29 protein-coding genes and 1 other annotated feature are annotated in these 22,025 nt (G+C 52.3%); of the genes, 15 read left to right on the top strand and 14 right to left on the bottom strand.

Annotated features, from left to right (window positions below; all coding sequences use genetic code 11):
- Nucleotides 1-54: 54 nt before the first annotated feature.
- Nucleotides 55-429, bottom strand: a complete 375-nt coding sequence (locus KD909_RS03255) for a nuclear transport factor 2 family protein (RefSeq protein ID WP_249199067.1) — start codon at nucleotides 427-429, stop codon at nucleotides 55-57.
- A gap of 174 nt (nucleotides 430-603) precedes the next feature.
- Here KD909_RS03255 and KD909_RS03250 point away from each other — a divergent pair, with 174 nt between their 5' ends.
- From KD909_RS03250 to KD909_RS03235, 4 genes are all read left to right on the top strand, one after another.
- Nucleotides 604-2,634, top strand: coding sequence for a C40 family peptidase (locus KD909_RS03250; RefSeq protein ID WP_211782363.1), 2,031 nt, complete (start codon nucleotides 604-606; stop codon nucleotides 2,632-2,634).
- A gap of 12 nt (nucleotides 2,635-2,646) precedes the next feature.
- A complete protein-coding gene (locus KD909_RS03245; protein WP_211782362.1) occupies nucleotides 2,647-2,913 on the top strand; it encodes a hypothetical protein in 267 nt (88 codons plus the stop codon).
- Nucleotides 2,914-2,962: 49 nt separating this feature from the next.
- Nucleotides 2,963-3,194: a binding site (T-box leader), on the top strand.
- A gap of 55 nt (nucleotides 3,195-3,249) precedes the next feature.
- Nucleotides 3,250-4,581, top strand: a complete 1,332-nt coding sequence (gene trpE / locus KD909_RS03240; RefSeq protein ID WP_211782361.1) for an anthranilate synthase component I — start codon at nucleotides 3,250-3,252, stop codon at nucleotides 4,579-4,581.
- On the top strand, nucleotides 4,578-5,153 hold the full coding sequence (locus KD909_RS03235; protein ID WP_211782360.1) for an anthranilate synthase component II: 576 nt from the start codon (nucleotides 4,578-4,580) through the stop codon (nucleotides 5,151-5,153). Before trpE ends, KD909_RS03235 begins: the two co-directional genes overlap by 4 nt.
- A gap of 3 nt (nucleotides 5,154-5,156) precedes the next feature.
- Here KD909_RS03235 and KD909_RS03230 read toward each other — a convergent pair whose 3' ends face one another.
- The 7 genes from KD909_RS03230 to KD909_RS03200 all read right to left on the bottom strand — a co-directional run bounded on the left by KD909_RS03230 (nucleotide 5,157) and on the right by KD909_RS03200 (nucleotide 11,113).
- Nucleotides 5,157-5,852, bottom strand: a complete 696-nt coding sequence (locus tag KD909_RS03230; RefSeq protein ID WP_211782359.1) for a ferredoxin--NADP reductase — start codon at nucleotides 5,850-5,852, stop codon at nucleotides 5,157-5,159.
- Nucleotides 5,853-5,869: 17 nt separating this feature from the next.
- Nucleotides 5,870-6,622, bottom strand: a complete 753-nt coding sequence (locus KD909_RS03225; RefSeq protein ID WP_211782358.1) for an iron ABC transporter ATP-binding protein — start codon at nucleotides 6,620-6,622, stop codon at nucleotides 5,870-5,872.
- Complete coding sequence (locus KD909_RS03220; RefSeq protein ID WP_211782357.1) at nucleotides 6,619-7,677, bottom strand: iron chelate uptake ABC transporter family permease subunit; 1,059 nt, start codon at nucleotides 7,675-7,677, stop codon at nucleotides 6,619-6,621. The genes KD909_RS03225 and KD909_RS03220 overlap by 4 nt, the downstream gene beginning before the upstream one ends.
- Nucleotides 7,674-8,678: an ABC transporter permease gene (locus KD909_RS03215; protein WP_031422514.1), complete on the bottom strand. Its 1,005-nt coding sequence runs from the start codon at nucleotides 8,676-8,678 to the stop codon at nucleotides 7,674-7,676. Before KD909_RS03215 ends, KD909_RS03220 begins: the two co-directional genes overlap by 4 nt.
- 9 nt (nucleotides 8,679-8,687) lie before the next feature.
- The gene (locus KD909_RS03210) at nucleotides 8,688-9,698 is read right to left on the bottom strand and encodes a siderophore ABC transporter substrate-binding protein (protein ID WP_031422513.1); all 1,011 of its coding nucleotides are present in this window, start codon (nucleotides 9,696-9,698) and stop codon (nucleotides 8,688-8,690) included.
- A 564-nt stretch (nucleotides 9,699-10,262) separates the two neighbouring features.
- On the bottom strand, nucleotides 10,263-10,550 hold the full coding sequence (locus KD909_RS03205) for a hypothetical protein (protein ID WP_211782356.1): 288 nt from the start codon (nucleotides 10,548-10,550) through the stop codon (nucleotides 10,263-10,265).
- A complete protein-coding gene (locus tag KD909_RS03200) occupies nucleotides 10,547-11,113 on the bottom strand; it encodes a zinc dependent phospholipase C family protein (protein WP_211782355.1) in 567 nt (188 codons plus the stop codon). The genes KD909_RS03205 and KD909_RS03200 overlap by 4 nt, the downstream gene beginning before the upstream one ends.
- 116 nt (nucleotides 11,114-11,229) lie before the next feature.
- On the opposite strand from KD909_RS03200, the gene KD909_RS03195 reads away from it, so the two are divergent.
- From KD909_RS03195 to KD909_RS03170, 6 genes are all read left to right on the top strand, one after another.
- Complete coding sequence (locus tag KD909_RS03195) at nucleotides 11,230-11,757, top strand: TetR/AcrR family transcriptional regulator (RefSeq protein ID WP_211782354.1); 528 nt, start codon at nucleotides 11,230-11,232, stop codon at nucleotides 11,755-11,757.
- Between the two features lies 1 nt (nucleotide 11,758).
- Nucleotides 11,759-12,067 carry a DMT family transporter gene (locus KD909_RS03190; protein WP_074036309.1) on the top strand — a complete coding sequence of 103 codons (309 nt, stop codon included), beginning with the start codon at nucleotides 11,759-11,761 and terminating at the stop codon, nucleotides 12,065-12,067.
- 11 nt (nucleotides 12,068-12,078) lie between these two features.
- Nucleotides 12,079-12,411, top strand: a complete 333-nt coding sequence (locus KD909_RS03185; protein ID WP_211782353.1) for a DMT family transporter — start codon at nucleotides 12,079-12,081, stop codon at nucleotides 12,409-12,411.
- The gene (locus KD909_RS03180) at nucleotides 12,408-12,767 is read left to right on the top strand and encodes a nuclear transport factor 2 family protein (RefSeq protein ID WP_211782352.1); all 360 of its coding nucleotides are present in this window, start codon (nucleotides 12,408-12,410) and stop codon (nucleotides 12,765-12,767) included. The genes KD909_RS03185 and KD909_RS03180 overlap by 4 nt, the downstream gene beginning before the upstream one ends.
- 69 nt (nucleotides 12,768-12,836) lie before the next feature.
- Nucleotides 12,837-13,436, top strand: coding sequence for a short chain dehydrogenase (locus KD909_RS03175; RefSeq protein ID WP_047795632.1), 600 nt, complete (start codon nucleotides 12,837-12,839; stop codon nucleotides 13,434-13,436).
- A 117-nt stretch (nucleotides 13,437-13,553) separates the two neighbouring features.
- The gene (locus tag KD909_RS03170; protein ID WP_047794923.1) at nucleotides 13,554-14,018 is read left to right on the top strand and encodes a hypothetical protein; all 465 of its coding nucleotides are present in this window, start codon (nucleotides 13,554-13,556) and stop codon (nucleotides 14,016-14,018) included.
- A 41-nt stretch (nucleotides 14,019-14,059) separates the two neighbouring features.
- Here the strand turns inward: KD909_RS03170 and KD909_RS03165 are convergent, their stop codons facing one another.
- From KD909_RS03165 to KD909_RS03140, 6 genes are all read right to left on the bottom strand, one after another.
- Nucleotides 14,060-14,422 carry a VOC family protein gene (locus KD909_RS03165; protein ID WP_047794922.1) on the bottom strand — a complete coding sequence of 121 codons (363 nt, stop codon included), beginning with the start codon at nucleotides 14,420-14,422 and terminating at the stop codon, nucleotides 14,060-14,062.
- Nucleotides 14,423-14,425: 3 nt separating this feature from the next.
- Complete coding sequence (gene fetB, locus KD909_RS03160) at nucleotides 14,426-15,193, bottom strand: ABC transporter permease (RefSeq protein ID WP_211782351.1); 768 nt, start codon at nucleotides 15,191-15,193, stop codon at nucleotides 14,426-14,428.
- Nucleotides 15,193-15,894, bottom strand: a complete 702-nt coding sequence (locus KD909_RS03155) for an ABC transporter ATP-binding protein (protein ID WP_047794920.1) — start codon at nucleotides 15,892-15,894, stop codon at nucleotides 15,193-15,195. Before KD909_RS03155 ends, fetB begins: the two co-directional genes overlap by 1 nt.
- Before the next feature lie 124 nt (nucleotides 15,895-16,018).
- Entirely contained in the window at nucleotides 16,019-16,429 is a 411-nt protein-coding gene (locus KD909_RS03150) for a WapI family immunity protein (RefSeq protein WP_047794919.1), read from the bottom strand.
- Nucleotides 16,430-16,461: 32 nt separating this feature from the next.
- On the bottom strand, nucleotides 16,462-16,866 hold the full coding sequence (locus tag KD909_RS03145; RefSeq protein ID WP_047794918.1) for a hypothetical protein: 405 nt from the start codon (nucleotides 16,864-16,866) through the stop codon (nucleotides 16,462-16,464).
- 323 nt (nucleotides 16,867-17,189) lie between these two features.
- Entirely contained in the window at nucleotides 17,190-17,906 is a 717-nt protein-coding gene (locus KD909_RS03140) for a GntR family transcriptional regulator (RefSeq protein ID WP_012727186.1), read from the bottom strand.
- A 174-nt stretch (nucleotides 17,907-18,080) separates the two neighbouring features.
- Between KD909_RS03140 and KD909_RS03135 the strand changes: the two genes are divergently transcribed.
- The 5 genes from KD909_RS03135 to KD909_RS03115 are packed head-to-tail and all read left to right on the top strand — an operon-like array spanning nucleotide 18,081 to nucleotide 22,023.
- Complete coding sequence (locus KD909_RS03135) at nucleotides 18,081-19,400, top strand: 6-phospho-beta-glucosidase (RefSeq protein WP_159562858.1); 1,320 nt, start codon at nucleotides 18,081-18,083, stop codon at nucleotides 19,398-19,400.
- Nucleotides 19,397-20,716 (top strand): PTS sugar transporter subunit IIC, encoded by a 1,320-nt coding sequence (locus tag KD909_RS03130; RefSeq protein ID WP_031422489.1) that lies wholly within the window; start codon nucleotides 19,397-19,399, stop codon nucleotides 20,714-20,716. The genes KD909_RS03135 and KD909_RS03130 overlap by 4 nt, the downstream gene beginning before the upstream one ends.
- Nucleotides 20,713-21,045, top strand: a complete 333-nt coding sequence (locus tag KD909_RS03125; RefSeq protein ID WP_082131981.1) for a PTS lactose/cellobiose transporter subunit IIA — start codon at nucleotides 20,713-20,715, stop codon at nucleotides 21,043-21,045. Before KD909_RS03130 ends, KD909_RS03125 begins: the two co-directional genes overlap by 4 nt.
- The gene (locus KD909_RS03120; protein WP_047794915.1) at nucleotides 21,042-21,335 is read left to right on the top strand and encodes a PTS sugar transporter subunit IIB; all 294 of its coding nucleotides are present in this window, start codon (nucleotides 21,042-21,044) and stop codon (nucleotides 21,333-21,335) included. The genes KD909_RS03125 and KD909_RS03120 overlap by 4 nt, the downstream gene beginning before the upstream one ends.
- Nucleotides 21,304-22,023 carry a carbohydrate deacetylase gene (locus KD909_RS03115; RefSeq protein WP_235439520.1) on the top strand — a complete coding sequence of 240 codons (720 nt, stop codon included), beginning with the start codon at nucleotides 21,304-21,306 and terminating at the stop codon, nucleotides 22,021-22,023. The genes KD909_RS03120 and KD909_RS03115 overlap by 32 nt, the downstream gene beginning before the upstream one ends.
- The last annotated feature ends 2 nt before the right edge of the window (nucleotides 22,024-22,025 follow it).

Raw genomic sequence — 22,025 nt, 5'->3', positions numbered from 1 at the left:
GAATCTTATCTTTTTATCCATAATAAAAACCGGTGTTTCCACCGGTATCATCTATTATCCTTCGTTGATCATCGTTGCCTGTCCGCCTTGCCATAACCAGACGTCATCTTCTTTCACATAAAGATGAAGCATCCAGAAGCGACCTTCGTACGCGTTCGTGCCGAGAATGAACTTCTCCTCGAGCAAGAGTTGGACGACGGCGAGGTCACCACGTACCGTCTCATCGAACGTGACCGTCTCTTGTGCGATCCATTGAATCGCCGTCGGGTCGACGAACTGGTCTAAGAACGTCTCTTTATCGAACTGACGCCCGCTCGAATCGACGTATCGGAACGAGTCGTGCATGAGCGCCCGCATCGCATCGAGATCGCCGGCCACCTGATGGGCCGACCGTTCGTCAGAAAGTTGTTTCATGTTGAGTGTCTCCATAGCTGTCCCTTCCTTTCCCCGTCCATCATAGCACAGATTCAAGGAAACGACCGTCCTCAATCTCGAACATTGAGTCCTTCAATCATTTCCCTTTTATCCAAATCTACAGCCTTCCTTGCTCCTTCAATTGTATATACTAAAAATTGTAAATCATATGAATCGAGGGAATGTTATTTGAAACGAATATGTAGTTTGCTCTTACTCTTTACTTTTTACTGGACACTTTCTGCGCATGCGGTCGGATCGGAGGCCGTATTGCGTGTCGGCACCACCCTTTACGCAGACCCTGAGGAATCCATCATTCTCCTCGTCACGACCGAGCCTGAATTGGTAGAAATTCACCAACTGACGGACACCCATGCTTCTGTCACGGTCGATTCACAGACAGGATTCGTTCGAAACGAAGCGTTAGTGTACGCCGACACACGTTACGTCCAAGAGGACACGAATTCTTTTGACGCTGCCGGTAATCCCGTCGCGCCAATCACTCTCGGGACAACGGTTCACGTGTACGACCTCGATGAAGACCGTCTTTTCATGAAAGACGGTACCTATATCGCAAGGAACGTTCTAGGTGAACAGGCGCCCGAATCGGTCATACGTTATGCGAAGCAGGGCGCAGTCCTCTTGTCTTCAAAAGATGGCGATATCATCGCCCAAGTAGAACTTGGACAAACGCTCAAAGGTTTCATCACAGGGGACTTTCTTCGCGTTGAAACGACGAATGGATATCGATATGTACGAATCGCCTCCACGAGCGTAAGTCCGATTAAGACCGGTAGTCGCTATGCACAAACCGAGATTTCCGTTTATCAAGATACGGACAAAAAGCGAGTCATCGGTTCGCTCAAGCGAGGTCAACTCGTCAGCACCTATGGAAAAATCGGAAACGTCACACGCGTCGACATGGGAGGACGGTTCGCCTATGTGGAAACGGCTCTTCTTGGCACGAAGGAGCCCGCACCGCTGAAGACCGGTCAACGATACATCACGAAAGATACTCCAATTTATGCGAGAACGTCGTTGTCCTCCAAGACAACTCTCACTTTAAAACGTGGGCAGCTGATCAATGTGTATGGAACGAAAGGTGGGTACACCCGCATCTTCACGAAAGGGAAGTATTACTTCGTGCCGACGAGCGTGACGAGCACGAAAAAACCACCTCAATTCGAATCAACAGGCATGCGGTATAGCCGCTATAACGGTGTTGAAGTCTACGCTTCGACCTCCGTCGCAAAACAAGTCGCTTCCTTGAAACGAGGTCAGCTCGTCGAGACGTTCGGAACGAGCGGCTATTACACGCGCATCCGACTAAATGGAACCTATCGCTATGTCGCGACCGGCTATCTCGCCGTCTCAAAACCGACCGCGAAACCGAAGGCAGGCACGGTGTTCTATACGCAGTTCAACGGGACGCCTTATTTCTCGGCTGACGTTGCGTATGGTCGTCCGGCCGGTACACTGCCACGCGGAACAAAACTCGTCGGACTCCGTTCAATCGATGCGGACTTCTGGCATGTTCGCCTATCCTCCGGGAAACGCGTGTACGTGTTGAACCCGTATATCGCCCAGACGAAACCGAAAGCTGTCCAACCGGCGAGCGTCTATACGGCCGCCCACTATGGGACGACGAAGAAGACACCGTTCTACGCCAACCCGAACGACACTCGTCCGATCGGCTACCTCGATGCCGGACGCCGCATCTATCCACGTGGGAAGAGCGGCGACTCGTATCTCATCCAATATGACTGGCGCCCCGTCTACGTCAAGACGACAGACATCCGCATCAAACAAGATACCTTGTTGAAAAAACGCGGAAATTCGCAAAAGGAGCGTCTAATCGCTTCTGCTGTCAAACATCTCGGCACACCGTATACGTGGGGTTCACAGTCACCACTGAACGGCGGTTTCGACTGCTCGGGGCTCATCCATTACGCAGCGAATCAGGCTGGTAAAGTCGGCGGTCGCACGAACGTGTCGGGTTACTGGCATAGCGGACACTTCAAGCACAAACGGACAAACATCACGAGCGGTCATCGGGGAGACATCGTCTTCTTCGCCGGCACATACAGGTCAGGTCCGTCCCACATCGGCATCATGCTCGATGACGAGTTCTTCATCCATGCCGGGGGCGAGATGCTTCAAATCAACTCGATCCATGACCCGATGTGGCGCCCGTACTTCTTAGGGTACAAATCGTTATAAGGGGGATGCTCCATGTTTCACCATATCGACCCTTATCTTTGGCAACTCGTCATCGTCCCAACGCTTACGATCGGACTAGGGGTCGCCATCGCATTGCACTTGAAGCGCTTGTCTATCGCTCCCTTGATCACGCTCTTCGCCTACTTGGGCATGGAGTGGTTCATGTATCGGGGCACCCTCTTTTTCTTTACGAAGTGGTGGCTCCTTCCCCTTTTGGCATTGGGGATCACGTTCACGTTCATCGGGAAACGTCAGGTAGGGCACGCTTCGGTCAAATGATACTTGACAACGCATCTTTATCCCGTTAAAGTAACGATAACATTCATACGAACTCGCGATGAGAAAGAAGAGTAGCGCGAAGGGACGTCTTCAGAAAGCCGGTGGTCGATGCGAACCGGTGTCGTACCTTGCGTGAATGGGCTTTTGAGCGTTCAGACCGACATGTAGGCTCTGACGGGTCCTCCCGTTATCGGGGACAGCGAATGATGGTTCGCGATGAGTGGGAAGACAAAGCGTCTTCCAACGAAGGTGGCAACACGGGGAATCTCCTCGTCCTTCATGTCCGATTGGACATGCGGGACGGGGAGATTTTTTTAGTTTAAGGAGGAGATGTTGATGCAACAACGGATCATCAATGGTGACGAACTCACACCGGTGGCAATCTTCCACCGGCTACAAGGTGAACGAAAGGTATTACTCGAGAGTCGCGCGGAAGGCAAACACGGCCGCTACTCCATCATCGCGGCGAATCCGGTAGAGACAATCCGGGTCGACGGGAACGATGTGACGGATGCAACGGGAACGGTCTATGTGGACGACCCGCTCCATGCCCTATCAAAACGTATCACCCGTGACGACTTCACTGCCCCATACCCGTTCATCGGCGGTGCCGTCGGCTATATCGGCTATGACTTGCTTCGGGTATATGAACCGATCCCGAACACGCCGACCGTGACGCGTGATTTGCCGGACGCCCTCTTCCAACGCTATGAGACGGTCGTCTTATACGACCACCTCGAGGAACAGGTCATCTTGATCGATACGAGCGAGACGGATGCGACGATGCGACTCGAGTCCATCCAGGAACAGCTCGAGACTCCGGAGACGCACGCCCTCGAACCGGTCGTCCGGACGAGCGAGCGCATCTTGACGCCGAAGGACGAATTCATCGACCGTGTGCTCCAGGCGAAAGAGGCAATCCTTGCGGGCGAGGTGTTCCAACTCGTCTTGTCGCAACGAATCGACGCGACGTTCACCGGGGACCCGTTCCACTTTTACCGGACGCTGCGGAAACAAAATCCGAGTCCGTACTTGTTCTACATCGACCTCGGGGAAGCGATTGTCCTCGGTGCCTCACCGGAAAGTCTCGTCCGGGTCGAGAACGGCAAAGTGACAACGAATCCGATTGCCGGGACACGCCCTCGTGGGAAGACCGTCGAGGAAGACATGCGTCACGCGGAATCACTCCTTCAAGACGAGAAAGAACTCGCCGAGCATCGGATGCTCCTCGACCTCGGACGGAACGATATCGGGCGGGTCGCCAAAGTCGGCACGGTCACCATCCCGAAACACATCGAGCTCGAACGGTTCAAAAACGTGATGCATCTCGTCTCCGAAGTCGAAGGGGATTTACGTGACGATGTGACCCCAATCGATGCGCTCCGTGCCTGTCTTCCGGCAGGTACCGTCTCCGGGGCTCCAAAGATTCGGGCGATGCAGTTGATCGACGAGCTTGAGACGGTGAAACGGGAGGTCTACGCCGGGGCGGTCGGCTATCTCGACGTCCGCGGCGGATTCGACTTCGCCCTCGCCATCCGGACGATGGTCGTCCAAGGTGACACAGCCCATGTCCAGGCAGGCGCCGGCATCGTCTATGACTCAGACCCCGTATCAGAATATGAAGAAACGCTGCATAAAGCCAAATCCCTATTGGAGGTGTTCGCATGATTCTCCTCATCGACAACTACGATTCGTTCACGTATAACGTCTATCAGGACGTCGCTCGCTTCAGTGACGTCTGCGTCATCCGGAACGATGAACATAGTATAGAAGAAATCCGTCGCATGAACCCGAGTGGCATCATCCTCTCTCCCGGTCCCGGTGGTCCACATGACGCCGGTGTGTCGCTTGCGGTCGTGCGACAATTGTCCGGCTATATCCCGATTCTCGGGGTCTGTCTCGGTCATCAGGTCATCGCCGAGGCGTTCGGTGGGGTCGTCGGACGAGCGAACGAAGTGATGCATGGAAAAGTCTCACGGATCAATACGATTCCAAGCGTCCTCTTTGAAGGGCTATCGATGGACGTCATGCGCTATCATTCGCTCATCGTACAAGAGACCGAACTGACGGTCACGGCCGAGACGACAGACGGTGTCATCATGGCCCTCGAACACCCGACCCATCCGACGTACGGTGTCCAGTTCCATCCCGAGTCGATCGGGACCCCGGATGGACGTGGGATCTTCGAACGATTCGTCAAGTTGTGCACGAAAAAACCGGGGCACGTGTCCCCGGTTTGAGTATCAACCTAAAAAGTCTTCTCGTTGAAAATCATGCTTGTCGATCTTGATGTTGTCACATGCCACCCCGTTCGACCGGAGCACCTGAATCGTTTCACGCAACAGCTCATCACTGCCGACGATATAGAACAAGGCGTCCTTGTCGGATGCCATCATCTCCACGCGTTCGTAGTAATCTTTACGACTCGGCACGAACTCTGACGTGAAGTGCTCGTTCGATTCGAAGACGTCACCGAACAAATATGCCTTCGACGAATCGACGTTCAACGAATGGAGATGCGGGACACCTTCCCCGTTCGCCAAGTACTCGAGGACGACCGGACGGAATGTCGCGAGTCCGACACCCGCCGATAAGAGGTAGACGTTCTTCCCACTCCGTTCGAGCGGGACGTTCGAATGTGTCTTGAACAAGGCGACCTTGTCCCCCGGTACCATGTCCCGAAGGATCGATTTGAACGTCGAGCATTCGGTCTTGATTCGGGTCGTGATGCCGATCGCTCCTTCGTGCGGCAATGTGGAGATCGACATATGGCGGACAAGACTTCGGTCCGGCTTGTCCCCAGCGTTGAACCCTTCGAGCGCGAGATGCGTATGCGCCCCTTCCTGCCACGTGAACTCAGGTGGCAAGGCGAGATGGAACGTGTATGTATCTGGTGCCTCGTTTACGACTTTAGTGATCGGTGTCCAGTCAATTTTCATGTGAATTCTCCCTTTCGTTAATACACCGCAATCGGCCCATACGGCCCTTCGATGATTTCCAGTTTCGTCTCAAAAATTTCGGATAAAATCTTCGCGTCCATGATCTCATTCACCGTTCCGAACGCAGCGATCTGTCCGTCTTTCATCGCACAGATGCGGTCCGAATATTTCGCCGCGAAGTTGATGTCGTGGAGAACCGTGACGATCGTCCGTCCGAACTCGTCGGCGACGTGGCGTAAATACTCCATCATCTGTACCGAACGGGCGATGTCCAAGTTGTTGAGCGGTTCATCGAGGAGGACGTATTCCGTCTCCTGACAGAGCACCATCGCCACATAAGCACGCTGCCTTTGCCCCCCTGAGAGCTCGTCGAGATAGCGGTTCTCGAGCGCGGTCAAATCGAGGAAGTCGATATATTTCGAGATGATGGCCTCGTCCTCTTTCGTGAGGCGCCCTTTCGAGTACGGGAAACGCCCGAATCCGGCGAGTTGTCGGACCGTGAGCCTTGTCACGAAGTGGTTCTCTTGGCGCAGGATGGTGATGATTTTCGCCAAGTCTTTCGATTTCGTGCTCGACACGTCCATGCCGGCGACTTGGATCTGTCCCTCGTCTAAGTTGAGCAACCGTCCGATCATCATGAGCGTCGTCGATTTGCCCGCTCCGTTCGGTCCAATGAGTGAGGTGAACCCGGCTTTCGGGATATCGAGCGTGAGCGGTCCGATGTGGACATCGTCTGTATACGATTTTTTGACTTGTTCGATTTGAATCATAGCGACCTCTTCCTTAGAATGACGGCCAAGAAGATGAGTCCGCCGAACAGTTCGATGATGACGGAGACGACACTTGGCGTCTGGAATATGTGATACATAAAGAAATATGCGCTCGTCAGGACGAAGAACCCTAGGGCGAACGCCATCGGAAAGACGTACTTATGGTCATACGTCGAGGCGACCTGATAGCTGAGCGTCGCGACTAAGAATCCGAAGAACGTGAGCGGTCCGATGAGCGCCGTCGAGACGGACATGAGGAGTGAGATCAGGACGAGCGTGTAGATGACACTCCTCCGATGGTTCACCCCGAACGTCGTCGCGACGTCCTTACCGAGTGCGACGATATTCAATCGATTCGAGAACAGGAACAAGAGTGTCCCGGCGATGACGACGATTGGGATGACGATGGGAAAGTACGCCACGTCGGCATTCGTCACCGAACCGAACAGCCGCGCCTGCAGGATATCGAACTCGGACGGGGCGAGCATACGGCGCATGAACGATGACACCGAGTTCAGACCCGTCCCGATGATGATCCCGATGAGCAGCATGAGCTGCAGGTTGGCGTATTTCCCTGACAAGAGCCATCCGTAAAGGAGGAGACTCATCGTCACCATGAGGCCGACCTGTGTCAAGAAGGCGCTTGTCCCCGAGAAGCCGATCAACGCCCCGGCCCCGAAGAAGAAGACCATGCTCGTCTGAATCGTCGAATAGAGTGCGTCGAATCCAAGTAGCGATGGCGTGATGATACGGTTGTTCGTCACGGAGTGGAATGCGACCGTCGCAAGACTTTGACAGAGTGCCGCAATCAACATCGTGACGATGGCGACGATTCGCCGTTCCACGACCGGCACGAATGACGGAGAGTCCATCGGGACCGGATTGTTATAAAGGAGAAGCCCGAGCGCACACAACAGTCCGCCGAGAATGAAGGCACTTAAGAAGAGCCAATAGCGCCTGCTCGCCCGTTTCGATTGAAACGCTGAAGCATGACGTTCTTCTCTCAATTCCCCGATTGATACTTCGACACCGTCTCGTTCTATGACCGTACTCATCGAACCCCTCCCTTCTTCCGTTGTCGCATCAAGATCATGATGAAGACGATTGCCCCGACCGTCCCGAGAATCAGTGAGACCGGGAGTTCGAACGGCATGATGATCGTCCGTGAAATCAAGTCACTGACGAGAATCGCACCCATCCCGACAAGACAGACCCATGGCAGGTTGCTGCGCAAATCATCCCCGCGGAACATCGAGACGAGGTTCGGGACAATGAGTCCAAGGAACGGTAAATTCCCGATGACCGTCGCCACGACACCGACCGATAAGGCGATGAGCCCCGTCGCCATCATCATGAGCTGATTATAGTTCACGCCGAGACTCGTCGCGATGTCTTCCCCTAATCCCGCGAGCGTCAAGCGATTCGCCAGTAAGAAGATGAGCACCGTCACGACGATGATGACCCATAGATACTCGTAGCGCCCGATTTGCACCGAGGCGAACGAACCAACGAACCAGCCCTCGATCGCCTGGCTTGCCCGGAAGAACAGACCGAGGAACGTCGAGATGGCGGAGATGACCGCCCCTAACATGAGCCCGATGATTGGCACGATGAGCGATGAACGAAGTTTGACCGAACGTAAGAACCAGAAGAAGACCATCGTCCCGATAAACGAGAAGACGATCGCCCCGGTCATCCGCATCATGAGGCTCGGTGCCGGTACAAGTAAATAAACGGTGAGCAGTCCCAGTCCCGCCCATTCGAGCGTCCCCGTCGTCGTCGGTTCGACGAGTCGGTTTTGCGTGATGAGCTGCATGACGAGCCCCGCCATCGCCATCGCCGCACCCGTCAGCATGAGGGCGACCGTCCGTGGGACACGGGTGATCCAAAACATATCGAAGCCGTCTGTCCGTGACAGATCGTACACCCCGGTAAAGAGCGACAGCACCGCCAAACCGAGGACGATGATCACGGTGAACACGAACGACTTCGTCCACAATCTAGAAAAGGAGGGCTGAGACATCGTCTCAACCCTGGCTGTCAATGGTTTTTGCATGACGGAACCTTACTTCGCGAGCGCTTCCGTGACACTGTTGAAGAATTCCGCGTACGTTTGAATCGATTCGTTCAAGTACGTGTCTTTCGGGGCATAGACGATTTGCTCTTTCGACACAGCCGTCGTCTTTTGAAGCGCCGGTGCGTTGTCGATTACGTCTTCTGCTGGTACTGCGCCTTCTGCGTCACCGAGTGGTGCGTCACGGTCGAGAACGAACAACCAGTCTGGGTTGCTTTCTGCGATGGCTTCGACGGATACTTCGTCACCTTCGTGGTCACCTGTCTTCTTCTCGACTTCAAGAGCTGGGACCCATCCGAAGATGTCGTACATCGGTCCGAACACGCGTCCCGTTACCGGAGCTGAGAACCCGATGTCTCCACCCGATACGATGACCGACATGATTGTATCTTTTCCGTTGTATGCCGCTTTCGCGTCTTCGATCGACTTGTCGAGGTCAGCGACGATGGCTTCGGCTTCTGTGTTTTTGTCAAAGATTTTTCCGAGTGTGAGCGTCGTGTCTGTCAATCCTTTGACTAAAATCTCACCCGGTGTACCTGAATCTTCTGGGATCTCGATGTTCAAATCGATGACCGCTGCTTCTGGAACCAACTTTTTAATGTCCTCGTAGTAATCTGCGAAACGTTGACCGACGATGACAACGTCCGGGTCAACTCCTGCAATCGCCTCTAAGTTCGGCTCGAAGTGCATGCCGACGTCCGCGATGTCTTTGTCTGATGCATATGGCGACTCCGCTGGAAGGAGTCCGATCGGTGCCGCCACCAAGTCGATGTCCCATGCTGCCAATGTTTCAAACGTCCGGTTATCAAGGGCGACGACCTTCTCCGGGTTGACCGGTACCTCGATTGTGCCGTGTGCGTCTGTAATTTCGACCGTCTCTGTCTTTGTTGCGCCGTCGACGTTTTCTTCTTTCTTCGTCTCACTCGTTCCGCCACATGCGGCGAGTACGAAGACGAGCAACGTCAACATGAGTGAAATCTTGAATTTCCCCACTTCATCCATCTCCTCTGTATGTAAGTTTCAATGATCCTCGCACCAAAAACGAGCCATGTTGGTTATGTATGTCTATTCTCGCGTTCTCGTTATCAGTGATAATGATTATCATTGTCGTTTTCATCAAGTAGCATAACAAACAAAATTAGGATACGCAATGCCAATTTGACAAGATTCGGATAGGAAAAAATTTCTTTCTATAGATGCACGCGCAAAAAAAGAAAGTGGAGGTCCACTTTCTCGGTTGAGTTCACATCATTTAGTTTAAGGCTCAATCTTTATCGTGCCGTGCCCTCTTTTTACCTCGAAACACAATATAGGTGATGAACCAAACACATGTGATTGTGAACGCCAATAATACGGTTTGTGTAATCCCTCTCGGTAGAAGGTCTACCACGAAAAATAAGGATAAAATGACCGAAAAAATGAGATGTCCAAATCGTAAATCATCGTCCAAATCTCGCCAATAGATAATTAAAAGGACGATTGCTACCGGGGCCATGAGGGCTGCTAATATGAAAAATGGTACGCGACGCATTAGAAACGGAATGTTCTTAGGTTCATCCATCTATCTCACGCCTCCGAGATTCCGTTCGCCAACAGCAACAGGAAAATCCAAATTGACAATGGAATCATCAACCCGATTGTCGCAAGCAGCGTGTAGATTTTAATGATTCGATCCTTCGTGAACAGACCCCAAATCAACGTGGCGAACAAGGCGATGTCAATCGCGAGATATACCCAAATGACCGTCATCAATTCGAGATTCGGGAATACCCGACCGTTCAAGGTGAGGAAGGTGATCACCGTCACGATAAAGAGTCCGAGCGTTGCGTAGAGTGGTGCGTATCGCTTGTTCATACGAGCATCGCCCGCTTCCGTTTGACCATCTCAAGACAGCGGCGGACACACGTATCAACGTAACCATCCAATTGATGCGGGAGAAACATCGTGTACGTCCCCTCCTCCGTCATCGCGGCGTCCCGCTCGACTTTCTCGACCAGTTCAATGAGCTCTGGATTTCCTTTCAAGCGTTCAAAATCGAACGTCCCGAGGCGTTCCGAGAGACGGACATTGTACGCATCAAAGTCCGCATAATAGGCCGCCTGTTTTGACGGGTCCTGGGTGATGAGTTCTTTCAACCAACCTTTATAAAACCCCTGCAACCATATCTCATCCGCGACGAGATGCGCGTAATAGCCGAGTCGATATGAGAAGTCTTCCTCCTTGCTGTCAATCCAGTATTGGGAAAGATCTAAACGACGAGATAAATCATCATGGCGTCCTGCGTAGTAATGGGATGCCTCTTTTTCTGTCGTTGCATCCGGTGCGAGACTTCCAAGCAAAAATGCGACCTCATCCACCTCCGACAACGCTGGTAACATCTCATTCGCGATGACGAGATGCATCAAATGTGAACCCATGTCACGCCCCCCTTTTCCCTGATTATTCCATCAACGTTCTATCTCGACAACCCCTCGCAAATTTTGATAGACTAACTTTACTGAACGGTCAGTAAAGTAAAGAGAGGTGTGATGGGATGAGTAAAAAACAATTGTTGCTACAGACTGCCGCCCAGATGATTCGAGAAGACGGGATCAGTCAGTTGTCGCTCGAACGATTGGCGACGAAAGCAGGAATCACGAAAGCCGGGGTCCTCTATCATTTCGACAATAAGGCCAACTTATTGCGACAGATGAACGAATTCGCCATCGAGACGTTCGAGAAACGAATCACCGCCCATCTATCGGACGGTACATATTCGTTTACCCGTGCCTATGCACTGGCGACATTGGATGATGTCGATCACGGAGATATGGACCTCGTCGCCGTCTTTATCTCCTCGCAAGAAGATGCGACGAGCGAGTCGATTTGGAGTGACGTGTCGACCGGTTGGGACGAGCGTTTCGCTGTCGACGGGCCGGACCAGGATGCGATTTTAAAACTTCGCCTTCTCTGTGACGGCTTTTGGTTCGCTGTCTTGTATGGGTATAGCGAATCGTTCAAGGACCGTGCGGCGACACTCATTCGGGAAGCATGTGACGAGTTGCTTCAAGGAGGGTTGTAATATGGGATTCATCTATTTGATCGGGGCCATCGCCTCGGAACTGTTCGGGTCGAGCATGTTGAAAGTGAACGCCACCTCGACGAGCCGTCTCCCAATTCTCGGGGTCGCCTTCGGTTATGGGACGGCGTTTTATCTCTTATCACTTGCCCTCTTCACCATCCCGCTCAGCTTCGCGTATGCGTTTTGGAGCGGGGTCGGGACGGCACTCACGGCAGTGATCGGGTTCGTCGTCTTTCGGGAACAAATCAGTCGTCAAAAAATTGCAGGGATTGGGCTCGTCATCATCGGGCTCGTCTTGATGAAAGTGTGAGGTGAATCGGAATGCAAGCCTATCTTTTACTCTTCTTTTCTATCGGATTTGAGGTACTCGGGACATCGATGTTGAAACTGTCGGATGGATTCACAAATCTCGTTCCGAGCGCCATTCTGTTGGTTAGTTTCGCTGCGTCGTTCACCCTCATGGGCATCGTGTTGAAGACGATTCCGCTCAGTATCGCCTATAGCATCTGGGCCGGACTCGGGACCGTGGCGACAGGACTCATCGGGGTGTTTGTTTACGGGGAAGTTCTTTCGGCGTTGAACGGAATCGGTCTCTTGTTGATCGTCCTCGGCGTCATCGTGATGAATCAACGAAGAGAGGAAGTCGTGACATGAACGAGTTGGCAAATCACCTTCAAACACTAGAAGAAGCGTTATTGACGACGGAGGTCAGGCAGTCGACGGAGCGATTGCGTGAACTGTTGACCGACGACTTCTTTGAAATCGGTAGCTCGGGACGGTTGCTGTATCAAGATTGGGATCAGACGACACTCCAGCTTGACCCGATTGAGGCCGAGTTATCCGAATTCACGCTGCATCCGTTGACGGAAGGTCACGTTTTGGTGACGTACCGTCTCGTTCAACCGGTATTGAATCGCGAAACACGCCGTAGCTCGATTTGGGTATTCGTGGACGGACGTTGGAAGATGCGATTCCATCAAGGCACGGTCGTCCCACCGGAGGCAACTTGATTGCCGAACGTCCTCGTCATCCGCTACTCTGAAGTGGAATCTAAGCGTGACGAAAGGGGCAGTTTTCACATGAATATTTTACTCGTTGGGGCAAGCGGCACGGTCGGGCAGGCCGTCGCAAAAGAGTTGGAGAAAACACATACGATCATCCGGGCTGGGCGTAACGGGGCGGACGTGCAAGTCGACCTCACCTCCGAAGATAGCATCCGCCACATGTATGAGACGGTCGGGCGCGTCGACGCGGTCATCAGCACGGCGGGCAGCACGCATTTCGGTCCACTTTCCGAGATGACGCCGGCGGATAATCAGAAGAGTATCGACAGCAAGATTAAAGGACAAGTCAACCTCGTCCTTCTCGGGCTCGATCATGTGAACGATGGTGGTAGCTTCACACTGACGAGCGGAATCTTGATGGACGACCCCATCAAAGAAGGCGCATCGGCGGCACTAGCGAACGGGGCCATCAAAGGATTCGTGACCGGTGCGGCGATTGAGATGCCACGGGGCATCCGCATCAACAACGTCAGCCCGAACGTCCTCGTCGAAGCACTCGATGCGTATGGTCCTTATTTCCGTGGTTACGAGGCGGTACCGGGTGAACGGGTTGCCCTCGCTTATGTGAAGAGCGTCGAAGGCGCGCAGACTGGACAGACGTACGAAGTGTATTAACCTCGAAGCATCTCTTAGGAGGTGCTTTTTTCGTACCTTGCACTTTATTTTGTCTCCCTCGTCCGGAAGATTCCGCTATACTCGGGGCATCTTATGCCCGAGAAAGGTTGAAGTTTCATGAAAGACAAAACGTTTCGCGCCCTTTATCATATCCCTCCTTCTTTCGTCGAACACCCACTCCAAAAGCGCGTCCTTCAGGCGATTGGTCGTCCTCAGGAATCGATGGTCGAGGTCATCTTCCGCGTCGGTGGGTTCGGCACGTATGATGTGAGTACGATTACCTTTTTCGAGAGGGGCACCGTCCTTCGTCACATCGAGCGATCCGACCGATCGATCACCGAACCCTTTGAATTCGAATACTATGAGGGAGAGGAAGCCAAACAGATGCGTGTGGCGTTTCATCTGCTTGGCACGAATTGGTGGCCGACCGTTTTCGAAGAACTGGAAGGGGTACGCACACTAGATGGCACACAGTGGAGCCTCAGCGTATACACGAACGGGACACTCATTCACGAGCATCATGGCAGTAACGCCTACCCGTCCGAATGGGAGCAAGTGACTCGCCTGTTCGGTATTTCTTGAAGAACGACAAAGGGAGCATCCGCTTTGGATGCTCCCTTTCGTCAGAGCGCTTGAATCATCTCGACCCGATTGCCGAACGGGTCTCTGAACTCGAACCGCTCGAATCCTGGAATCGGGATGCCTTCGGAGTAAGAAATCTCATTCTCTTGAAGCGCTTCCTTCCAATGAGCTAAATCCGTCACAGCGTACGCGATATGCGCTTTCGTCTTCTGTCGTTCCACGTCGTCCTCTGCCCCGACATGAACGGAACGGTCGCCGACCTGAAGCCAAAATCCACCTCGCCCCTTCAATGAATCCGGCTTCTCGATTTCACGTAGACCAAGAAAGTCACAATAGAACGCCTTCGCCTCTTGCTCCGCTCCAGTTGGAATCGTGAGCTGCACATGATGAATCCCTGTGATCATGTTTCATTTCCCCTTCCGATAGGTCAGTCCGATATACTGCATCTTCTCGTTGAACAGACGTGGGTACGCGAGATAACCGACGAGCGTCGCCGAGATTGAGGCGGTCGTCAAAATCAAGAACAGGATCAAGAGTTGATACAGGACCGCTTCCATCGGGTCTGCTCCCCCGATGATGAGACCGCTCATCATTCCCGGTAGTTGGACGAGCCCCATCGTCTTTTGCGCCTCGACAGTCGGAATCATGCTCGTGCGAATCGCATTCTTCAAGCTGCGGTCGATGGCCACTTTCGGTGTGCCGCCGAGTGAAAGAATGAGTTCGATGACGTCGTCACTCCGCTCGACCTCGTCTTTGAACTTGTTCAAGAACAGGAGCGACAACACCATGCTGTTCCCGATGACCATCCCACTGATCGGAATGACCTTTTCCGGTTCGAATGGGATGATACCGAGTCCGAGCATGAGTCCCATCGTCAGCGCTTCGATCGTCACGAGCGTCAAGACGATGATCCACATGATGCCCGGAATCCCGTCCCCTTTCCGTCGGATATTTTGTATCGCTGCGACAATCATGAGTAAAATCATCAACAGCATGAAGATTGGACTGTCGCTCTCAAAGACGAACGTCAAGATATAGCCGATGATCAATAGTTGAATGATGGAGCGGACGGTCGCAATGATAATATCACGCTCGAGTCCAAGTCGTAGGACGAGTGTCAAGGCGAGCGGGATGACGACGAAGATGAGCGCCGTCACGAGTTCAATATATGACATCAATCTTCCCCCCTGACGAATCGTTGGATGACGGGATTGTCCGACTCATCGATGAACGATGCGTCCCCAAATGCAAGTAGTTCCCCGTCCTTCAAGAACCACATGTCGTCACTCACCCGCCGTGCCTGGTCGAGGTCATGGGTGATCCAAATGACGGTCACACCGTATGATTGTTGCAGTTTTCGAATGAGTCGCTCGATCTCTTTCACCGTCCGGTAATCAAGGCTCGCCGTAATTTCATCGAGTAAGAGCACGTCCGGTTTATTGACGAGCGTCCGGGCGATGGCGACCCGACTCCGTTCCCCACCCGATAGTGATTTGACGGGTTGGTCGAGGAGCGCCTCACTCAAGTCGACGCGATGGAGCAATTCGGAAGCCCGGTCGCGGTCAAGTGTCTCGTCGAAGATGGCTTTCGGGAGATTCAAGTTGTCGTACACCGTCCCTTGAATCATCGGCGCACTTTGGAACGCCATCCCGATTTTCTTTCGTAGCTCGAGGATGTCCATCTCCGCGATGTCTTCCCCTTTAAAAAGAATCGTGCCAGTGTCCGGTGACAGCAATCCGTTGATATGCTTCAGACACGTCGTCTTGCCGGCGCCGCTCGGTCCGACGAACGTCGTGATCCGCCCTTCCCGAAACGTCCCGGACACATGGTGCAGGATGTCTTGATGACTCACATCTTTGAATTCAATGATTGACATACTTCTCTCGCCTCCTGGTTCTAGTGTACAAAAAAGGGAGGATAAGGTGGTCAAGAATGCAGTCTGGAATCGGCTGTCCAAGAAAATCAATCATTAGCAGTTTACTGTTTCGGTATGTACATTTCTAAGGCAGAAATGGCGGAGGAAGGATTTGAGTCATTTCTTCTTTCAATTCCTCTTTGAATCTATTTATTTCACAATCATTCATATAAAAGATTAATTCACGTGGTGTACCTGTCTGGAAACGGACCATGAACCTATAAAGAATTACCTCTTCACGTTCAATTGTCATTCTAAAAATCGGTTCAACAGGATTGAGAATGAATTTGTTCAGTTCTCCGTCTAACATGAGCGCAATTTGTGAAATCAGATATTCATACTCCGATTTCATAAGTAAAGCACCATAAAAATGAAAACTCCCTCTCGATTCTACCGATAACGCTAACGTTGAAAAAATAAATGGATCGTCTTCCTTTTCTTCATATTTTCGAGGAAAGAGTTCAAAAAACAATCCAGCACGCTCTACAATCGCCATTCCTTACACCTTCTTTGAAAATAAAATCTATGCTAGACCATCTTTGTTATTGCTGGAGGATCAGCGGATAGAACTTCAATCACATCATTTGATGTAAGAAAGACATAGTGCTCCACTTCACCCATCCCCTCATATCGTTCAAGAGACTCTTGGGCAAACCATTCCAGATAACTAGAATTTTTCATTTTGAATAATGTCCAATTCCCGTACTCAAGATGTGCATAATACCTATCTAAATGCTCTAACATCCTCAATCGTGAACCTTCATCCGAGTTTCGATAAGAAAGCAAAAGACCATCAAACAGAAATGAATATTTCTGTCCCTCTGTTGCGTCACTTACTATTATTCGCAAAGAATCACCATCATCCATTAAGGACTCTTTGTGCAGACGTGCTGGAATAGACTCTACCGGAATCCATTTTTCCCATTCATTCATCTAGCTCCCACCCACTCGTCATTCACTTGAATTTATTTTCTTCGGTTTTTTGAGCGAATTCCCAACCCTAAAAGTAAGAGACCAAAAATCAGGAAACCTACAAATGTAGTTACGGTCATATTTTGTCACCTTTCGAATCATGTCATCTGTTACAACATTCGAGTTATATTTTGAAATCCCTTGTCCGTCTAATGCGTTCATTTCATACTCATTTTCTTGATAAACATAGTCATCTCAGAACAAAATGACCATATTTCTTTTTGTTACAGGTTAAACGAACAAAGCGCTCGACCGTTTCCACACGAAACAGTCGGGCGCTTTTGTTAGTTATAATCCCGTTCGATGACGAAGCTCGTCTTGTCCCCACGGAAGTAGGAGCGTGAGTATTCAATCGCCCGTCCCGACTCATCCTCTGTCACCGTCTCGATATGGAAGCACGGTGACCCGAGTGGACAGTCGAGGAGCGCACTCACCTTCTCATCAGCCAAGGCAATCTCCAATGCCTCCGTCGTCTTTGCGACATGAACGTCGTGGACCTCCGCCAGTGTCCGGAAGAGCGAATGTTCCGCCTGTTCTTTCGTGATCCCCGGTGCGATCTGCCACGGGATGAACGAGACCTCATACTGCGTCGGTTCCCCGTCCGCATGACGGATTCGCTCAATCTTTTGAATCGGGGCATTGTCTTCCGCTTCAAACACCGATGCGATTTGACCGGACGCCGAGATGACCGAGATGTCGATCAAGGCGACTTGCCCACGTTTCCCTTGGACGGCGAGCTGGGCTGCATAGTTGTTCGGCGTGTACGACAACGTCTGTTGTACTTTCTTCCCGGCGACGAACGTCCCACGGCCTTGTTGACGGACCAAATAGCCTTCCGTCGTCAACTGGTTGAGGGCGCCACGCACCGTCGTCCGGCTCACATCGAACTCCTCGCAAAGCGCGTATTCGGTCGGAAATTTTTCCCCTTCTTTATAGTGCCCACTCTTGATGCGGGACAGCAGTTCATCCTTGATTGCGGTTTGGAGCGTCGATTGCGACATGTCTCCATCTCCTTTACGTTGGGTTGGTTCCTTTATTGTGATACAGCAAGCATACAAATGCAAATACAAAAACTTATTTGTATTATTTGTATTTTTTATATTGCTGAAAGTTGTATCATTTGTTATATTTGTTACGACAAAAAGAAATCGCTTTCAAAAGGAGGAGTTGGCACCATGGCAGTCAAGGTCGTCATCATCGGCGGTGGGTCCAGTTACACCCCGGAAATCATCGAAGGATTGATTGATCGACAGGCAACGTTCCCCGTTCGGGAGATCGTGCTCGTCGATATCGAAGAAGGGAGGGAAAAACTAGAGATTGTCGGTCGTCTCGCTCAGCGGATGATTGAAAAGGCAAACGCCGAGATCACACTCAGTTGGACGCTCGATCGAAGAGCCGCACTCGTCGGCGCAGATTTTGTATCCACACAGATTCGGGTCGGTGGACTCAAGGCACGCGCGCTCGATGAACGCATCCCGCTCAAGCACGGCTTCATCGGGCAAGAGACGAACGGCGCAGGCGGATTATTCAAAGCGTTCCGTACCATCCCGGTCTTGATCGACTTGGCAAATGAAGTCGCCGAGATTTGTCCGGATGCCTGGCTCGTCAACTTCACCAATCCGGCGGGCATCGTCACCGAGGCCGTACTCAAGCACTCATCTCATAAGAAGGTCATCGGTGTATGCAACATCCCGTTCAACATGCGAAACTCGGTCGCTGAGATCCTCGAGACACCTGTCGAACGAGTCGCGATTGAATTTATCGGATTGAACCACTTCGTCTTCGGTCGTCACGTATGGGTCGACGGCGTGGATCGGACGAGTGACGTCCTCGCCTCGCTCAACTCAGGCAACGATTACTCGCCGGCGAACATCGTCGGTCTCGGTTGGAGCGAATCGTTCCTATCGTCACTCGGCATGTTACCGAACCCGTATCACCAGTATTACTTCCAGACGAAAGATGTGTTGAAGAAAGATCTTGAGGCGTACGCACAAAATGGCACCCGTGCCGAAGTCGTGCAACAAGTCGAGGCGCAGTTGTTCGAGAAATACAAAGACGTCGATCTCGCCGTCAAACCGGAAGAGCTTGAAAAACGTGGAGGCGCCTACTATTCAGACGCCGCCTGCAACTTGATGGACTCGATTCACAACGACCGCGGTGACATCCAGACGGTCAACACGCTCAATAACGGCACGATTCGAGATTTACCAGACGATGCGGTCATCGAAGTGAACGCCGTCATCACGAAGTCGGGTCCTCGCCCAATCTCCATCGGCGCGTTGCCGCTACCGATCCGTGGGCTCATCACGAACTTAAAAACGTTTGAACAGCTCGCCATCCAAGCGGCTGTATCTGGCACGTACGAGGACGCCTACCTTGCCTGCCTCATGAACCCGCTCATCCAGGACGAGAAACGGATCGACCCGCTTCTTAAAGAGCTGTTCACAGCGCACGAGGCGTACCTACCCCAATTTAAGAAGGAGGTTTACTCATGAACAAGTTTATTGAAATCGCGGGACGTATCGGGTCCCAAAGGCACTTAGTCGCCATCCGTGACGGATTCGTTTCCGTCATGCCACTCATCATCGTCGGGTCGCTCGCGGTCCTCATCAACAACTTCCCAGCCATCAACATCGGTGGTCTCTCACTCGACTTCGTCGGATCGATGAACAGTATGTTCGGCGAAGGTAATTGGCAAGGGCTTGGCGGTAGCATTTGGAATGCGTCCTTCGCGATACTCGGGCTCCTGATCGCCTTCTCGATCGGGTATAACTTGGCCCGTTCATACGGGATTGACGGGCTCGCGGCGGGGATCTTGTCGCTCGCCTCGTATATCATGCTCGTACCGGTCACTGCTGACTGGGGTCTCAACTTCGCATGGCTCGGCGCACAAGGTCTCTTCGTCGCCATCATCGTATCGATTGTCGTTACAGAAATGTTCCGCTACCTCATCAATACGAAACTGACGATCAAGATGCCAGAAGGTGTACCAGGTGGGGTCACACGTTCATTCCAAGCGCTCATCCCATCAATGATCATCTTGACGGTTGTCGCAGGATTCCAGCTCTTCATGACGCTCGTCGTCGAACTCAGTGTATTTGAAGTCATCTTTAAAGCGATCCAACAACCGCTCCAAGGATTCGGCGACTCACTCCCGGCTGCCTTGCTCATCGCCTTCTTGAACCACATCCTTTGGTTCTTCGGGCTTCACGGGACGAACATCATCGGCTCGGTCATCGAACCGGTCTACCTCCCGCTCATCGAGCAAAACTTGGCTGCCTTCCAAGCTGGAACGTCAGCGTTTGATGTACCGTACACGGTCACAAAACCGTTCTTGGATGCGTTCGTCTTCATGGGTGGATCGGGTACGACGTTCGCGCTCTTACTCGCGATCTTCATCGTCGTCCGCAAACAACGGAATCACCCGTATCACCAAGTGGCAAAACTGTCGACACCAGCCAGTCTCTTTAACATCAACGAACCGGTCATCTTCGGTCTTCCAATCGTATTGAACCCGATCATGCTCGTACCGTTCATCTTAGTGCCGGTCACGCTCACGATCATCTCATACGTCGCGCTCTCGACAGGCATGGTTCCGAAGACAGTCGCCATCGTCCCTTGGACAACGCCACCAATCATCAGTGGCTATTTGGTAACGGGCGGTAGCGTTCGTGGTGTCTTGCTCCAAATCGTCAACTTGTCGATTGCGACAGCGATGTACATTCCATTCGTCATGGCAGGAGCGAAGGCGATGACAGCCGAAATCAATAAAAACAAAGCTGCTACTGAGGAAGGAGAAAAGATTTCGTGAAAACCGAAACCATCCAAGAACTCTCGTTTATGATTATCTTACATGCCGGAAATGCACGCTCCTCTGCATTCGAGGCCATCGCTGCCGCGAAACGCGGTGAAGCGGACGAAGCGGCGGCAAAGTTGAAAGAAGCCGATGCGGCCTTCTTGGACGCACACAAGCTACAGACCCAGCTGTTACAAGAAGAAGCACGGGGGACGACGAGCGACATGAGCGTCCTCCTCGTCCACGCACAAGACCACCTCATGACGGCGATGACCGTGAAAGAGCTCGCCGTCGAAATGATTGACATGATCACCCGTTTGAATCGATTGGAGGAAACGACATGAACATCTTACTCGTCTGCTCGGCAGGAATGTCGACATCAATCTTAGTGGAAAAAATGCGGAAAGAAGCCGCTGCACGCGGAATCGACGCATCCATTGACGCGATTCCAGAGTCGCGCTTGAAAGAACAATCGAACGTCGACGTCATCTTGATCGGACCTCAAGTCCGCTACCTCGAAGGCAAAATCAAATCGTCTGTCGACGTACCGGTCGCGGTCATCGACAACATGGCGTACGGGATGATGAAAGGTGACCTGGTCCTTGACCAGGCACTCGGTCTCGTCAATGCCTAAAACGTTCGTCTTGGTCAACGCTGATGATTTTGGATTGACGACAGGTGTGAACGCCGGCACCTTGGAGAGTCATCTGAATGGAATCGTCAATTCGGCGACAATGATCATGAACGGGTATGCCGTCGAGGAAGCGGTCCGACTCGCGAAACAACATCCGTCGCTCCGTGTCGGGGTCCATCTCGTCTTGTCTTGGGGCAAACCGCTCGCCGACACGAGCGCCCCTCTCACAAAAGCAGACGGCACGTTCCGCTACACGAGCCGTTTCTTGACTGAAGACTCGCCTGACCCGGAGCTCGTCTATCTGGAGTGGAAAGCCCAGATCGAGGCGTTCCTTGCGACCGGACTTCCGCTCGACCATCTCGACAGCCACCATCACATTCACGGTTGGCCGGTCCTGCACGACGTCATCATTCGTCTCGCTGAAGAATACGACACGACGTTTCGGGCCTTAACGACGCTCGGGTCACGCCGAGACTTGTGGGTGACCGAACGGTTCAGTGATCAGTTCTATGCGGACGGTGTCTCCCATGCGACGCTCGATGCCATCGAACCAGGTGGATCCATCGAAGTGATGGTCCATCCGGCCGACCTCGATGATCGTCTTCCGAACGTCACCTCATACCTTGTACCACGCCTCCTCGAAAAACAGGTGTTGGTCGACTATGAACGCCCCGAATGGTGGGCATGAGA

This window comes from Exiguobacterium sp. PFWT01, assembly GCF_018255795.1.
Classification (GTDB): Bacteria; Bacillota; Bacilli; order Exiguobacteriales; family Exiguobacteriaceae; genus Exiguobacterium.
This window is presented reverse-complemented; position numbering and strand designations above follow the sequence as displayed.